This window comes from Streptomyces sp. NBC_01016 (genome assembly GCF_026341035.1).
Lineage (GTDB): Bacteria > Actinomycetota > Actinomycetes > Streptomycetales > Streptomycetaceae > Streptomyces.
In genome coordinates this window covers 3,027,996-3,041,198 of record NZ_JAPEOQ010000002.1, presented here as the reverse complement: position 1 = coordinate 3,041,198, position 13,203 = coordinate 3,027,996, and the positions used below count along the sequence as shown (strand labels likewise).

General features: G+C 71.2%; 15 protein-coding genes. 6 read left to right on the top strand and 9 right to left on the bottom strand.

The genetic code is table 11. From position 1 onward, the window contains the following. Nucleotides 1–65: 65 nt before the first annotated feature. From OG746_RS40605 to OG746_RS40595, 3 genes are read right to left on the bottom strand one after another with little or no spacing between them, the layout of a single operon-like run. The gene (locus tag OG746_RS40605; RefSeq protein ID WP_266723882.1) at nucleotides 66–965 is read right to left on the bottom strand and encodes an NADP-dependent oxidoreductase; all 900 of its coding nucleotides are present in this window, start codon (nucleotides 963–965) and stop codon (nucleotides 66–68) included. Continuing rightward, nucleotides 962–1,429, bottom strand: a complete 468-nt coding sequence (locus OG746_RS40600; RefSeq protein WP_266723880.1) for a hypothetical protein — start codon at nucleotides 1,427–1,429, stop codon at nucleotides 962–964. The genes OG746_RS40605 and OG746_RS40600 overlap by 4 nt, the downstream gene beginning before the upstream one ends. Nucleotides 1,430–1,460: 31 nt before the next feature. Then, nucleotides 1,461–1,883, bottom strand: coding sequence for a winged helix-turn-helix transcriptional regulator (locus OG746_RS40595; RefSeq protein ID WP_266723878.1), 423 nt, complete (start codon nucleotides 1,881–1,883; stop codon nucleotides 1,461–1,463). Between the two features lie 130 nt (nucleotides 1,884–2,013). Between OG746_RS40595 and OG746_RS40590 the strand changes: the two genes are divergently transcribed. Continuing rightward, nucleotides 2,014–2,868 (top strand): alpha/beta fold hydrolase, encoded by an 855-nt coding sequence (locus OG746_RS40590; RefSeq protein ID WP_266723876.1) that lies wholly within the window; start codon nucleotides 2,014–2,016, stop codon nucleotides 2,866–2,868. A 57-nt stretch (nucleotides 2,869–2,925) separates the two neighbouring features. Here the strand turns inward: OG746_RS40590 and OG746_RS40585 are convergent, their stop codons facing one another. Together OG746_RS40585 and OG746_RS40580 are read right to left on the bottom strand one after the other, a co-directional pair. Next, nucleotides 2,926–3,813 carry an NAD(P)-dependent oxidoreductase gene (locus OG746_RS40585; protein WP_266723874.1) on the bottom strand — a complete coding sequence of 296 codons (888 nt, stop codon included), beginning with the start codon at nucleotides 3,811–3,813 and terminating at the stop codon, nucleotides 2,926–2,928. Continuing rightward, nucleotides 3,810–4,742 carry an NAD(P)-dependent oxidoreductase gene (locus tag OG746_RS40580; RefSeq protein ID WP_266723872.1) on the bottom strand — a complete coding sequence of 311 codons (933 nt, stop codon included), beginning with the start codon at nucleotides 4,740–4,742 and terminating at the stop codon, nucleotides 3,810–3,812. Before OG746_RS40580 ends, OG746_RS40585 begins: the two co-directional genes overlap by 4 nt. Before the next feature lie 113 nt (nucleotides 4,743–4,855). On the opposite strand from OG746_RS40580, the gene OG746_RS40575 reads away from it, so the two are divergent. Continuing rightward, entirely contained in the window at nucleotides 4,856–5,236 is a 381-nt protein-coding gene (locus OG746_RS40575) for a winged helix-turn-helix transcriptional regulator (RefSeq protein ID WP_266723870.1), read from the top strand. An 8-nt stretch (nucleotides 5,237–5,244) separates the two neighbouring features. Here OG746_RS40575 and OG746_RS40570 read toward each other — a convergent pair whose 3' ends face one another. Together OG746_RS40570 and OG746_RS40565 are read right to left on the bottom strand one after the other, a co-directional pair. Next, a complete protein-coding gene (locus OG746_RS40570) occupies nucleotides 5,245–6,276 on the bottom strand; it encodes a GDP-mannose 4,6-dehydratase (protein WP_266723868.1) in 1,032 nt (343 codons plus the stop codon). After that, nucleotides 6,273–7,466: a UDP-N-acetylglucosamine--N-acetylmuramyl-(pentapeptide) pyrophosphoryl-undecaprenol N-acetylglucosamine transferase gene (locus tag OG746_RS40565; protein ID WP_266723866.1), complete on the bottom strand. Its 1,194-nt coding sequence runs from the start codon at nucleotides 7,464–7,466 to the stop codon at nucleotides 6,273–6,275. The genes OG746_RS40570 and OG746_RS40565 overlap by 4 nt, the downstream gene beginning before the upstream one ends. A 63-nt stretch (nucleotides 7,467–7,529) precedes the next feature. On the opposite strand from OG746_RS40565, the gene OG746_RS40560 reads away from it, so the two are divergent. Both OG746_RS40560 and OG746_RS40555 read left to right on the top strand, forming a co-directional pair. Further along, a complete protein-coding gene (locus OG746_RS40560; RefSeq protein WP_266723865.1) occupies nucleotides 7,530–8,237 on the top strand; it encodes a response regulator transcription factor in 708 nt (235 codons plus the stop codon). Nucleotides 8,238–8,308: 71 nt separating this feature from the next. Next, nucleotides 8,309–9,673 carry a sensor histidine kinase gene (locus tag OG746_RS40555; RefSeq protein ID WP_266725720.1) on the top strand — a complete coding sequence of 455 codons (1,365 nt, stop codon included), beginning with the start codon at nucleotides 8,309–8,311 and terminating at the stop codon, nucleotides 9,671–9,673. A 19-nt stretch (nucleotides 9,674–9,692) separates the two neighbouring features. Here OG746_RS40555 and OG746_RS40550 read toward each other — a convergent pair whose 3' ends face one another. Together OG746_RS40550 and OG746_RS40545 are read right to left on the bottom strand one after the other, a co-directional pair. Further along, nucleotides 9,693–10,805 carry a mandelate racemase/muconate lactonizing enzyme family protein gene (locus tag OG746_RS40550; protein ID WP_266723864.1) on the bottom strand — a complete coding sequence of 371 codons (1,113 nt, stop codon included), beginning with the start codon at nucleotides 10,803–10,805 and terminating at the stop codon, nucleotides 9,693–9,695. 58 nt (nucleotides 10,806–10,863) lie between these two features. Beyond that, nucleotides 10,864–11,733 carry an alpha/beta fold hydrolase gene (locus OG746_RS40545; protein WP_266723862.1) on the bottom strand — a complete coding sequence of 290 codons (870 nt, stop codon included), beginning with the start codon at nucleotides 11,731–11,733 and terminating at the stop codon, nucleotides 10,864–10,866. Nucleotides 11,734–11,908: 175 nt separating this feature from the next. Here OG746_RS40545 and OG746_RS40540 point away from each other — a divergent pair, with 175 nt between their 5' ends. Both OG746_RS40540 and OG746_RS40535 read left to right on the top strand, forming a co-directional pair. Beyond that, the gene (locus OG746_RS40540; protein WP_266723861.1) at nucleotides 11,909–12,421 is read left to right on the top strand and encodes a CGNR zinc finger domain-containing protein; all 513 of its coding nucleotides are present in this window, start codon (nucleotides 11,909–11,911) and stop codon (nucleotides 12,419–12,421) included. A gap of 100 nt (nucleotides 12,422–12,521) precedes the next feature. Beyond that, nucleotides 12,522–13,151 carry a GntR family transcriptional regulator gene (locus OG746_RS40535; RefSeq protein WP_266723860.1) on the top strand — a complete coding sequence of 210 codons (630 nt, stop codon included), beginning with the start codon at nucleotides 12,522–12,524 and terminating at the stop codon, nucleotides 13,149–13,151. The last annotated feature ends 52 nt before the right edge of the window (nucleotides 13,152–13,203 follow it).

The following is a 13,203-nucleotide window of genomic DNA, read 5'->3' as shown; positions in this document are numbered from 1 at the left end:
CGCGATCGCGGTGACGTAGGGAGGACTCCGCCCGGGAGGAAACCTCATCGCCTCAGCGGGCAACCTCAGACCAAGAGGACGAGCTTTCCGCGTACCTGGCCGGATTCCCCGACCCGATGCGCCTCGGCGACGTCGGCCAAGGGGAAGGTCCGGCCGACGGGGAGCGTGAACCGGCCCGCGGCGATCAGCTCGGCCACCTGACCCAGCGCGTAGACGGCGCGGCCGGTGTCTCCGCGGCTGAAGCGCACACCGTGCCGCTGCGCCCCCTCGAAGTCGGCGACGGTGATGACATGGTCCGCACCGCCGGCGAGGTCGATCAGCTCGGGCAGGATCCCGCTGCCGGCGACGTCCAGCGCCAGGTCGACCCCGTTCGGCGCGAGGGCCAGGACCCGGTCGGTCATGCCGTCGCCGTACGCGACGGGTTCCGCGCCGAGTTCGCGGAGGCGGTCATGGGTGGCCGGGCTGCCGGTGCCGATCACCCGCGCACCGCGGGCGACGGCGAGTTGGACGGCGGCGCTGCCGACGGTGCCCGACGCCCCGCTGATGAGAACCGTGCCACCGCTGCGGACGCCGAGCTGGTCGAGGGCTCTCGCCGCGGTCTCTACCGAGGAGGGCAGGGCCGCGGCGCCGGCGAAGTCCAGCGACGCGGGGATGGCCGCCCATGCGGACAACACGGCCCGCTCCGCCTGCGCGGCGCCGTCACCGCCGAACCCGAACACCCGGTCCCCGACGGCGACTTCCTCGACCCCGTCCCCGATTTCGTCGACGACCCCCGCGGCTTCGTAGCCCATCGTCTGGGGCAACTCCTGGTCCATCAGCCCCTGTCGCTTCTTCCAGTCGCTGGCGTTCACACCGGCGGCGCGCACCGCGATCCGGATCTCCCCGGCTCCCGGATGCGGATCGGGGAGCTCGACGATCTCGAGCACCTCGGGACCGCCGAACCGACTGAACTGCGCTGCCTTCATGGGGTGTTCCGTTCCTGAACGTTGCGGGCGAGCCAAGGGCTGAGCGCACTGGGCAGGATCAGCTCTTTGTAGGTGTCGTCACCGGGCAGCGGCACGATCAGCCACAGGGCGGGAGGGAACCGCCTTCGCTTTACGTGGGCCAGGCCTCCGTAGACGGACCGCAGGAACGCCGGGACGGCGTCTCGGGGGATGTCGTCGAAGTCGACGTTCTCGACCGTGATTTTCGCGTCGCCGTCCGGGAAGATCCGGACGGACACCGCGGGAGAGCCGCCGAGGTCGATGTGTGCCTCGTGCGGCAGCGTGCCGTCCGGGTCGAGGACGGTGAAGACCCCGGCCGAGGTCCGGCGGGACGTCTGGTCGGCGCCGATGTCGTCGGTGACGGACACCTCGAGGTGGTACTCCCGAGCAACCTCACGAACCGCCACCACAGCGGCCTCGGTACTCGCCAGATGCGGATGTCTCATGGCCCCGATCATGCCTCATGGGTGCCAGTGGCTAGTCGGGCGACGACTCGTCGGCGAGCTGGTTGTTGCGGTCGATCTCCGGCATGTGTGTCTCGGCCCAGACCCGCAGCGCGGAGAGCGGCCCTTCGAGGGACAGGCCGAGCTCGGTGAGCCGGTAGTGGACTGCGGGCGGGACGGTGGGTTCCACGCGACGCGCGACCAGGCCGTCGCGGGCCAGGTTCTGCAGGGTGACGGAGAGCATCTTCTGCGAGATGCCGGGGGCGAGGCGCCGCAGTTCAGCGAAGCGGATCTCGCCCGGAGCCCGCTCGGCCAGCACCTTGACCACCATCGACGTCCACTTGGTGCCGATGCGGTCGAGCAACCGGCGGGTCGGGCAGAGCGGATCCAGCAGGTCACCGCGCTCACCACGCTCACCGCGTCGCTGCTCACGTCCGCCGGATCTCGACGTGGTCACCTGGGGCTCACCACCTGAAGGGAAAGTGCCGTCTTGGGCGGATCAGGCTAGTTCCTTACCGTGAGGTTGTCACTATTCCTCACCGCCTCTCCCTCATCCACGCCTCCCTCACCGCCCTTGGAGTCCCTCCGTGCCCGAGCTCCGACGCATCTCCGTCAACGGTGTCGAACTCAACGTCGCCCTTGCCGGTTCGGGACCCGCCGTCCTGCTGCTGCACGGCTTCCCGCACACCTGGGAGCTGTGGACGGACGTCATGGCCGATCTGTCCGACCGTTACCGCGTCATCGCCCCGGACCTGCGCGGGTTCGGCGCGAGCAGCAGGGCCGAATCCGGGTACGACGCAGGCACCCTGGCCGAGGACGCCGCCGCGCTTCTCGGTGCGCTCGGTGTGTCCTCGGCCGCGGTGGTGGGCATCGACGCCGGTACCCCGCCGGCCTTCCTCCTCGCCCTGCGCCGCCCCGACCTCGTCCGCCGCCTGGTCGTCATGGAGTCACTGCTGGGCGGACTGCCCGGCGCCGAGGAGTTCCTCGCCGGCGGTCCGCCGTGGTGGTTCGGCTTCCACTCCGCCGCGCCCGGACTGGCCGAGACCGTGCTGGAGGGCCACGAAGCCGAGTACGTCGACTGGTTCCTCCACGCCGGCACGGGTGGCGACGGCGTGCGCCCCGCCGTCCGGGACGCCTTCGTCCGCGCATACACCGGCCGTCAGGCGTTGACCTGCGCGTTCTCGTACTACCGGGCCATGCCCGAGAGCGCGGCGCAGATCGAGGACGCGGTCGCCGCGGCCCGCCTGACGGTGCCGACGATGGCGCTGGGCGCGCAGCCGGTCGGCTCAGCCCTGGAACGCCAACTCCGCCCCGTCACCGACGATCTCACCGGGCACCTCATCGAGGACTGCGGCCACATCATCCCGCTGCACCGGCCAGACGCCCTGCTGGCTCTGCTGCGTCCGTTCCTGGCCGGTGAGGATTCGGCTGGAAGCGCCTGAACCTATCGACACGCTGCCGCGACCGAACTCGCCATCAGCCACGCCTCGTTGACCCGGCTACGGTGTCGCTCGCGGGGCCCGGATCCCGTCGACGATGCGCGTCCAGTTGTCCTTCCCGTGGCCGTCGGCGATCGCGCGGCGGTAGTGCGCCTGGACGGCGCGGGGAAGGGCGAGGTCGACCCCGGCGGTGGCGCTGGTGGCGGCGATGTGGTCCGCGGTCGCGCCCATCATGGTCACCGTGCTCAGGTGTCCCGGATGCTCACCGGAGTCGATCTGCGCGCCGATGTCCCCGCCGGCCTCGATCATGGCCGGGATGCCGGTCAGCGTCGACATCAGCTCCGGGATCGCCGCCGTCGCGCTGATCCCGGCCGAGCCCAGCAGCGCGGTGCCGTGCAGCAGCGCCGACAGACTCGTCAGGAATACGTCGAGGTGTGCCAGGTACATCAACTGCGCCAGGCCCGCGTCCTCGCCGAGATGGCGCGGCGCCCCGATGCGGGCCAGCGCCGGGCGGTGCGCCTCGAGGACCTCGGGCGGTCCGCTGTAGTACACGTACGCCGCCTCGGTCCCCACCATCTCCGCGGGCACCATCACGCCGCCGGTCAGGAACTTCGCCCCGTGCGACGCCGCCCAGGCCGCGGCCTCGCGGGCCCGGTCGGGGGTGTCCGAGCTCAGGTTGACGATCGTGCGGCCGGCCAGCTCAGCGGTCGCGCCGCCGAGGATGTCGTACATCGCCTGGTAGTCGGTGAGGCTGAGGATGACCAGTTCACTCGCGGCGACCGCGTCGGCGGGCGAGGCGGCCAGGGTGGCGCCGTCGGACACGAGGCCGTCGGCGCGGGCGGCAGTGCGGTTCCAGACGGTCACGGGGTGGCCGGCCGCGAGCAGCGCCCGGACCATGGCCTGGCCCATCGGGCCGAGACCGATCAGGGTGACGGGGGTGGTACTCATGCTGCGGTTCCTTCCTCGGGGCGGGTAGTGGGGCGGGTGGTGGGACGGGCGGCGCGCAGGCTCTCGTAGATCCGCGCGAACCCCTCCCGGCCGTGACCCGCATCGATCTGTCGGCTGATCAGCGCCTGGACCCCGGCGATCGGGGCGGCGTCGACGCCCTGCTCCTCGCTGGCCCGCACGATGTGCGACAGGTCGGAGAAGTCCAGGCTCTGCTGGCCGGGGACGGCGTAGTCGCCGCCGTCGACGATCTCCGCGAAGCCGGCGAGTCCGTGGGTCATGGCGGCCAGGAACGGGGCCTGCCGGGCGGCGAAGTCGGACGCGCTCATCCCCATGGGGGCGACCATCGCCGCACCGTGGATGAAGCCCGCGAACATCTGGTACATCCCCGACAGCATCGCCAGGTCCACCAGCGACGCCCGGCCGGCGTCCTCGCCGTGGAACTCGCTCGTGGCCCAGACGTCGAGGGTCGGCAGGAGGGTGTCGTAGGCCTTCCGCGAGCCGCTGTAGAAGATCTGGCCCTCGCGGGTTCCGATCATGGCGGGTACGGCCATGATGGCGCCGTCGAGATAGGTGACACCGAACTCGGCGGCCCAGGCGGCGAGTTGGCGGGACTCGTTCGGCGTGGTGGTCGTGACGTTGAGCAGGGTGCGACCGCGCAGCTCGTCGGCGACCGGGCCGAGGGTGTCCCGGACCGAGTCGTACTTGAGCAGGCAGACGACGACCGGGCTCGCCGTCACGGCCTCACCGACCGCGCCCGCGCCACGGGCTCCGCGGGTCATCAACTCTGCGGCACGGCCAGGGGTTCGGTTCCAGACGGTCACGGAGCGTCCGGCGTCGAGCAGCGCGGCCGCCAGCGCGCTGCCCATCGCGCCGAGGCCGAGCATGCTGACGTCGGTCAACTGGACTGGTTTTCTAGTGGGTTCGGACACGACGACCATGCTGCGCAAGGCGGTATCGTCGCGGAAGTACCCACTATTTACTGCGGTACTTACCTTTTTGTAAGCAAGCTTTGTATGCAAGCAGAGACCGGAGGCTGCAGGACATGGCGAAGGCGCCCCGCAACGGCCCTTACATCTGCGGTATCGACGCCGCACTCGACGTCGTCAGCGGAAAGTGGAAGGGCCTTGTCCTCTGGGAGCTGCACGCGCACGGCGTCCGGCGCTTCGCCGAACTGCGCCGTGCGCTGACGGGCGTGAGCGAGAAGATGCTGACCCAGCATCTGCGCCAGATGGAAGAGGACGGCCTCGTGCTCCGCACGGTCTACGCGGAGGTGCCGCCGAAGGTGGAGTACGCGCTGACCGAGTCGGGCGCGGCGCTCAACGAGGCGCTGCTGCCGCTCGGGGAGTGGGGCCGTGACCGGATCCGCCACCGTGGCCTCAGCGTCGTCCCGGCCCCCGACACTTCAACGTCGGCCGCCTCCTGATCCGTCGGTCAGACCTGGTAGCGGTCGGCCGCGAACAGGTGCAGGTTCTCCGCGACCCAGTCGGAAGTGCGGCGCAGCCCCTCGTCCAGCGCGACCTCCGGCTCCCACCCCGCCCAATCCCGGGCGCGGGAGTTGTCGGACAGCAGCCGGTGCACCTCGCTGCCCGACGGGCGCAGCCGGCTCCGGTCGACGACGACCTCGGCGTCCCGGCCCGAGGCGTTGATCAGCGCCTTGGCGAGGTCCCCGATGGCGATCTCCTGGCCGGTGCCGAGGTTGACGCTGTGGCCCAGGGCCGCGTCGCAGGCGGCCATGGCCAGGAAGCCGCGGGCGGTGTCGGTGACGTAGGTGAAGTCGCGCGTGGGGGTGAGGGAGCCGAGCTTGATCTGGCGTCGGCCGGCGTGCAGTTGGGCGAGGATGGTGGGGATGACGGCGCGCGCCGACTGCCGGGGGCCGTACGTGTTGAACGGGCGCACCACCGTCACCGGCAGCTCGAAGGCGTGCCAGTGCGACAGGGCCATCATGTCCGCGCCGATCTTCGAGGCGGAGTACGGGGACTGCGGCTGGAGCGGGTGCGCCTCGCTGATCGGGGCGGTGAGGGCGGTGCCGTAGACCTCGCTCGTGGAGGTGTGGATCAGGCGGCGCACCTGGTGCCTGCGGCAGGCCTCGGCCACGTTCTCGGTGCCGACGACGTTCGTCTGCACGTACGCGCCGGGTGAGTCGTAGCTGTAGGGGATGCCGATGAGCGCGGCGAGGTGGAAGACGGTGTCGCAGCCCTCGACGGCGTCCATGACCCGACCGGCGTCCCGGACGTCACCGGCGATCATCTCGACGGGACCGTGGGTGGCACCGAGATAGGGGGCGAGATTGCCCTTCTCGCCGTACGGCTTGTAGTGGACGAAGGCGCGGACCTTCGCCCCGCGGGCGACGAGGAGGTCGACGAGGGTGGAGCCGATGAAGCCTTCGGCTCCGGTGACAAGCACCGTGCGGCCGGTCCAGTCGAAGTCGGCGGCAGCGGCGGTGTGGTGGGTGTTGGTGGTCATATGGCGATCTCCGTGTGGGGTGCGGGAAGAGTGGTGGGGTGGGTGCCAGGGCGACCGGCCAGGCGCAGGACGTGGGCGGCCAGCAGGTCGGCCGCCCGCCCGTGTCGGCCGGGGTGCGCGGCGGCCGACATGGCGGCCAGCCGGGACGGTTCGGCCAGCAGTGGCTCGACGAGAGCGGCCAGGCTGGCGGCGTCCGTGTCCGCGTCAGGCAGCAGGAGTCCCGCGCCGACGTCGGTGAGGACCCGCGCGTTGTGCGTCTGGTGGTCGCCCGGCGCGTAGGGGTAGGGCACCAGGACGGCGGGGGTGCGGGTGGTCGCGAGTTCGGCGACGGTCGCGGACCCGGCGCGGCACACGGCCAGGTCGGCGGCCGCGTACGCCAGGTCCATGCGGTCGAGGTAGGGCACGGCGGTCGCCACGCGGTCCCCGCCGGTCTCGACGAGTCGCCGGCGGATGTCCTCCAGAGCCGCGGGTCCGGTCTTGATCAGCAGGTGGACGCCGGTGCGGTCCCGCCAACGCCGAGCTAGGTCGGCGGCGGCCGCGGTGAGCCGGGCGGCGCCGAGGCTGCCGCCGTTGATCAGCAGGAGCCGTCCGTGGGCAGGGACCCCCAGGGCCCGCCGGGCGTCGTCGCGCAGCCGGGGCCGGTCCAGCGCGGCGAGTTCCGAGGCGATCGGCATGCCCACGACGTCGGCGTGCCGGCTGCCGGCGAGATGTGCCCGGCTCTCCTCGAAGGCCAGCGTGATCTGGTCGGTGAGCAGCGCGGCGAACCGGTTGGCCCGCCCGGGCACCGCGTTGGATTCGTGGATGACGCTGGGCAGCCCGGCCATCCGCGCTCCGACGATCACCGGGGCGCTCGGGTACCCGCCCATGCCGACGGCGACCTGTGCCCGCTGCGCACGCAGCACCGACTTGGCCTGGGCGCCGGACTTGACCAGCGCGGCGGGCAGCAGGAACCGCCGGGCACCCAGCGACGGGTCGAAGGGGATCATGTCGACGGTGTGCAGGCGGTACCCGGCCTCCGGGATGAGCCGGGTCTCCAGGCCGCGCTCGGTGCCGACGAAGGAGATCTCGGCGTCGGGCACGGCGCGCCGCAGCGCGTCCGCCAGCGCGAGCCCCGGATAGATGTGTCCACCCGTGCCGCCCGCGCCGATCACCACCGACAGCCGGCCATGGGATGTTCGCTGTGTCCTCATGGCCGTCACACTGCTGGCGCGCTCTAAGAACTTTCTAAGACCAGGTTTTGGCAGGCTGTCCCCATGAACGCGGCCGACGGGTGCACGAACGCACCGAAGGTTCTGGTGGTGGACGACGAGCCGGAGGTGCGGTACGCCGTCGAGGACGGACTCACGGTCGAGGGCTATGAGGTGCGCGGGGCGGAGGACGGCCTCGCGGCGCTCTCGGCCCTCGCCGCCTGGGAGCCGGACGCCATGGTGCTCGACGTCATGCTCCCTGGCATGGACGGCCTCGCGGTCTGCCGCCGCCTGCGGGCGCTCGGCGATCGCACGCCGGTCCTGGTGCTCACGGCGCTGGGCTCGGTGAGCGAGCGGGTGGACGGCCTGGAGGCGGGGGCCGACGACTACCTGGTCAAACCGTTCGCGCTTGACGAGCTGGTGGCACGGATCCGGGCCCTGCTGCGTCGCAGCGCCGCGCCCGAGGAGTCGTCGACGACGCTGGGCTTCGCCGACCTCGTCGTCGACCCGGCCAGCCGGAGCGGGCGGCGCGGCACACGTGTCATCGAGTTCAGCCGCACCGAGTTCTCCCTCCTCGAGCTGCTGCTGCGCCACCCCGGGCAGGTACTCCCCCGCGAGACGATCATGGAGCGGGTGTGGGGCCGCGACTTCGGTCCCGACTCCAACTCCCTCGCCGTCTACGTCGGGTATCTGCGCCGCAAACTGGAGGCCGACGGCGAGCCACGGCTCGTCCACACGGCACATGGCGTCGGCTACCGGCTGGACCTGGCGTGAGCACGGAACCGCAGAGCACGGAACCGCAGTCCCGGCCGCTGCCGAAGGGCGGGCGCAGACATGCCCGCTGGATGCGCCGCCGTCCCCTGCGCACCCGACTGACCCTCGCCGCCGCCGCGGCCGTGGCCGCCGCGGCCGTCGGCCTGTGCGCCGGCAGCTTCGTGGTGATCCGTCATCAGCTGCTGCACCAGCTCGACCTGCACCTGACGCAGTCCGCTCGGCTGGCCACCCAGCAGTACGGCCACGAGCCCTCGGGTGTGGTGCAGGGCCAGTGCCGCTACCTCGCCGCCCCGGCCTGCGCGCAGCTGGTCCCCGCGCAGCCGGACGACGACCCGACGCAGCCGTACCTCCTGCCGGTCACCGACTCCACGCGCGAGGTGGCCTCCGGCGAACGGGGGCCGTACTACAGCGAGTTGAGGCTGTCAGGTCACCGGGCCAGGATGCTCACGACACCGCTGCCCGAGGGACGCGCCCTCCAAGTCGCCGTGCGGGCGGACACCGTGGACCGGGGTGTGCGTCAGGCCGCGGTGCTGCTCGGCGGCATGGGAGTGGCCGGTGTGCTGCTGGCCGGCGCCCTCGGTGCCTGGGTATCGCGCACGGGACTCGCGCCCGTCAGCAGGCTCACCGCCACGGCCGAACGCATCGCCGCCACGCGCGATGCCCGGCACCGCATCGAGCTGCCGCCGGAACGCGCCGGCCAGGACGACGAGATCACCCGTCTCGCCGCCTCCTTCAACACCATGCTCGACGAGCTGGAGAAGTCGATCGGCGCGCAGCGCCGCCTGGTCGCCGACGCCTCCCACGAACTGCGCACCCCGCTGACCGCGCTGCGCACCAACGCCGAACTGCTCACCAGGAGTTCCCGCCTCAGCGACGCCCAGCGCGAGCGCGCGGCCGGCGCGCTGGGCCGCCAGCTGCGCGAGGTCACCCTCCTCGTCAACGACCTGGTCGAGCTGGCCCGGAACGAGGAACCGGACCCGCTGATCGAGGAGGTACGTCTCGCGGACATCGTGACGCACACCGTCGAGACGGCACGCGGCCATTGGCCGGCCACCCCGCTCACCCTGTCGATCGCCCCCGAGGCGCGCACCGCCACCGTCGCAGGTGTGCCGGCGCGGCTGTCACGGCTGCTGTCGAGCCTGCTGGACAACGCGGCCAAGTTCAGCCCGCCGGGCCGCCCCGTCGGGGTCACGCTCACCTCCGTGTCGGACACCCTGGAGCTGACCGTCCGCGACCACGGCCCCGGCATCTCCGAACAGGATCTGCCCTACGTCTTCGACCGCTTCTACCGCGCCCGCAGCGCCCGCGCCCTGCCCGGGTCCGGCCTCGGCCTCGCCATGGCCCGCCAGATCGCGCACGCACACCACGCCGACCTCGTCGCCGAACCCGCGCCGGGTGGCGGCGCCCAGTTCCGCCTCACGATTCCGCACGCCTAGGGCTCCAGTGGTGACGCACTTAGCCGACCCGCCACCGCTCCACCGCGTCCTCGTCCAGCTCGACACCGAGCCCGGGCGCATCCGGCACCCGCACACACCCGTCCGCGTCCACCCGCACCGGCTCGGCGAGCATGAAGTCGCGGCGCTCGGGGGTCCAGCCCGGTGGGTCGAAGGGGAACTCGAAGTAGGGGCCGCCGCCGACGCCTGCCGAGACATGCACGTTCGCCAGGACACCGATGCCGTTGGTCCAGCTGTGCGGGGTGAAGTGGCGGTGCTTGAGCTGGGCCACCTCGGCCAGGGTGCGTGCGCGGTGCATGCCGACGGCCAGGACGACGTCCATCTGGTAGATGTCCAGCGCGTCCTCTTCGAGGTAGCGGAGCAGTTCGGTGGTCGAGTGGTGCATCTCCCCCGCCGCGATGCGCACGCCCGGGTTCTCCGCACGCAGCCGCTTGAAGCCTTCGAGATCCGCGTACGGCAGCGGTTCCTCGACCCAGAACACGTCCAGCTCGGCGAGGCGCGCGACGGTCTTGCGGGTGCGTGCGAGGTCGGTCGCGTCCGCCGTGTCGCCGGCCATTCGCCAGGACTGGTTGAGGTCGACCATGATGTCGAAGTCCTCGCCCAGTTCCTCGCGCACCGCGCGTACGGCCGCGATGCCCTCGCCGACCCGGTTGCGGTCGATCCGTATCTTCATCGCCTTGAAGCCGGCCTCACGCACCTTCAGGGCGGTGGCCACGCGCTCCTCCGGGGATTTCAGCTCCCCCGACGAGGCATAGGCGGGCAGGCGCTTGGTGGCATTGCCGAACAGCTCGGACACGGGCCGGCCGTGCACCTTGCCGACGATGTCCCACAGGGCGGCTTCGAGCGGCCAGTAGTGGCCGCCGTGGAAGTTCGCCGTCTCGATCGCCTTCACGTGCCGGGAGATGTGCAGCGGGTCCTGGCCGATGAAGAGGTGCCGGAAGGCGTCGAAGCCGTCCATGGTGTCACCCGAGCCGATGCCGGTGACACCCTCGTCGGTGTGCACCCGCACGATGGTCGCGTCGAAGTGCCGCCGCGGGTCCGGGTCCCAGGCCGCACGGAACGGCGGGTCGAGTTCGAGCCGCAGGTGGTCGAGCGTGATGTCGGTGATCTTCATGGGCTTCTTTCTACTGCACGGGCCGTGCGGACCAGGGCCCGGCCGCCGCTCGCGGACGTCAGGCCAGGACCCGGGCGAGGAACCCACGGATGTGCTCCGTGACTTCCTCGAGGCGGCTCTCCAGGGCGAAGTGTCCGGCATCGAGCAGATGAATCTCGGCGTCCGGCAGGTCACGGCCGAACGCCCTGGCGCCGTCGGGCCCGAAGATCTCGTCGCCCGCGCCCCAGACCGCGAGCAGCGGGACCTGGGAGTCGCGGAAGTACTGGTGGACGGCCGGATAGAGGTCCACGTTGGTGGGGTACTCGCGAAAGAGCTTGAGCTGGATCTCGGCGTTGCCGGGGCGGTCCAGGAGTGCTTGGTCGTGGACCCAGTTGTCGGGGCTGACCACGCTCGGATCCGCCACCCCGGTCACGTACTGCCAGCGGACGTCCTCCGTCGTCAGGGCGGCGCGCACGGGCCCTTCGGTGTCCGGCCCCGGCGCCGCGGCGTAGGCGAAAAGACCGTCCCAGAACGGCCGGACGAAGCCCTCCTCGTAGGCGTTGCCGTTCTGCGTGATGACCGCGGTGATCCGCTCCGGGTCCTTCAGGGCGAGCCGCCAGCCGATCGGGGCGCCGTAGTCCTGCACGTAGATCGCGAACCTGTCGATGCCCAGGTGCTGGAGCAGCCCGGACGTGACGTCGGCGAGCGCGCCGAAGGTGTACGGGAAGTCCCGCAGCGCGGGCATCGCGGACTGCCCGAAGCCGATGTGGTCGGGTGCGATCACGTGATAGCGGTCGGAGAGCGCCGGGATCAGGTTGCGAAACATGTGCGAACTGGTCGGGAAGCCGTGCAGGAGCACGACGGCGGGCGCCTTCGGATCACCGGCCTCCCGGTAGAAGACATCGAGACCGTTGATGGTGGCGGTGCGGTGGTGGACCGTGGAGGACATGACCCTAACCCCTCATTCGCGATTTACCGGTTACAGGCCCAGTGGAGCACAGTCGGGATAACCGGTCAATGCGCTTTAAAGGGTTAGGGTTGAGTAGACGGCGGTTGCCGCACCTTCGCGGCAAGTAGCCTGCAGGCGAACTCGACGCGGGAAACGCCGGACAGGAGGTACTGCAGTGATCGACCCCGGGCAGCAGGACACACTGCTGGAACTCCTCAACACCACACCGGTGACCAACGGGACACCTACGGACGAGTTGGCCGACCGCGAAGCGGCCAAGGCGTGGCAGAAGGCGCACGGCGGCAGCGGCAGCACCCGGGAACTCGCTCACCTGGTGCAGGCGCGCGACGCCTTGCAGGAGGTGGTGCGCGGCGCCCGGCCGGCCACGTCGCTGGCCCCGATCCTTGAGGGCGTGCGCTCCCGGCCGCACCTCTCCCCCGACGGCGTGACCTGGGAGCTCGACGTCCCCGCGGAGCGCCGACCGGCCGTGGAGGCGGTCCTGGCATGGAGCGCGCTGCAGAAGGCGAAGCCCGGCCGGCTGCGTCCGTGCGCCAACCCGGAGTGCCGCCTGTTCCTCCTCGACCGCAGCAAGACCAACCGGGCCCGCTGGTGCTCCATGGCCGTCTGCGGAAACCGGATGAAGGCGAGGCGCCACTACCAGCGCACCCGCGACGGGGTCGCCGAGTAGCGATCGGGCACTCCTCCTCCACCCCGTGGTAACTCCACCCCGTGGTAACTTCCGTATACAAGTTGTATGCGATTCAGAACCACGGTCCACGGGAGCTCACATGGCGACGTCCGGTCGGGAGAAGGCGTACGCCTACCTCAAGGGGACGGTGCTCACCGACCCGGAGATGCAGGGCGAGTTCCTGTCCGAGCAGGAGATCGCCGACCGCATCGGCGTCTCCCGCACCCCCATCCGCGAGGCCCTGCTGCTGCTCGCCGCCGAGGATCTGGTCGAGATGGTGCCCCGGCGCGGCGCGCGCGTCTCCCGGCTGACCGGGCGGCAGATCACCGAGCTGATGGAGCTGCGCGGCATGGTGGAACGGTACGCGGCGGAGCAGGTCATCAAGGCGGACCGGGTGCCGCTGGAGGAACTGGGCGAACTACTTGAGCGGCAGCGCGGGTTGAGCGGGCCCGACGACGCCAAGGAGTTCATCGCCATCGACCACCGCTTCCACGCGACGATCGTCCAGGCCGTGGGCAACGGCCTGCTGGACCGCCACTACGACGGGCTGCGCAGCCGCCAAGTGCGCGCGGGTGTCGTGGCGTTGTACAACCAGAGCGGTCGGCAGAAGTCGGTCATCGACGAGCACAAGATGATCCTGGACGCGCTCGCCGCGGGTGACACGGACGCGGTGGGCGCGGCGATCGACAGCCACTTGGAGTCGACGCTGAAGGTACTGCTGGCTGGGTAACCCCGGCCGAACTGGGTGATCCGGGCCGGCCCGGGTGTCCCTGAGCCGGCCC

Excerpts from the sequence above, each read along its gene's own strand:
- OG746_RS40605 (WP_266723882.1), bottom strand. The coding sequence starts at position 965 with ATGAAGGCAGCGCAGTTCAGTCGGTTCGGCGGTCCCGAGGTGCTCGAG.
- OG746_RS40600 (WP_266723880.1), bottom strand. The coding sequence starts at position 1,429 with ATGAGACATCCGCATCTGGCGAGTACCGAGGCCGCTGTGGTGGCGGTT.
- OG746_RS40585 (WP_266723874.1), bottom strand. The coding sequence starts at position 3,813 with ATGAGTACCACCCCCGTCACCCTGATCGGTCTCGGCCCGATGGGCCAG.
- OG746_RS40575 (WP_266723870.1), top strand. The coding sequence starts at position 4,856 with ATGGCGAAGGCGCCCCGCAACGGCCCTTACATCTGCGGTATCGACGCC.
- OG746_RS40570 (WP_266723868.1), bottom strand. The coding sequence starts at position 6,276 with ATGACCACCAACACCCACCACACCGCCGCTGCCGCCGACTTCGACTGG.
- OG746_RS40565 (WP_266723866.1), bottom strand. The coding sequence starts at position 7,466 with ATGAGGACACAGCGAACATCCCATGGCCGGCTGTCGGTGGTGATCGGC.
- OG746_RS40560 (WP_266723865.1), top strand. The coding sequence starts at position 7,530 with ATGAACGCGGCCGACGGGTGCACGAACGCACCGAAGGTTCTGGTGGTG.
- OG746_RS40555 (WP_266725720.1), top strand. The coding sequence starts at position 8,309 with ATGCGCCGCCGTCCCCTGCGCACCCGACTGACCCTCGCCGCCGCCGCG.
- OG746_RS40550 (WP_266723864.1), bottom strand. The coding sequence starts at position 10,805 with ATGAAGATCACCGACATCACGCTCGACCACCTGCGGCTCGAACTCGAC.
- OG746_RS40545 (WP_266723862.1), bottom strand. The coding sequence starts at position 11,733 with ATGTCCTCCACGGTCCACCACCGCACCGCCACCATCAACGGTCTCGAT.
- OG746_RS40535 (WP_266723860.1), top strand. The coding sequence starts at position 12,522 with ATGGCGACGTCCGGTCGGGAGAAGGCGTACGCCTACCTCAAGGGGACG.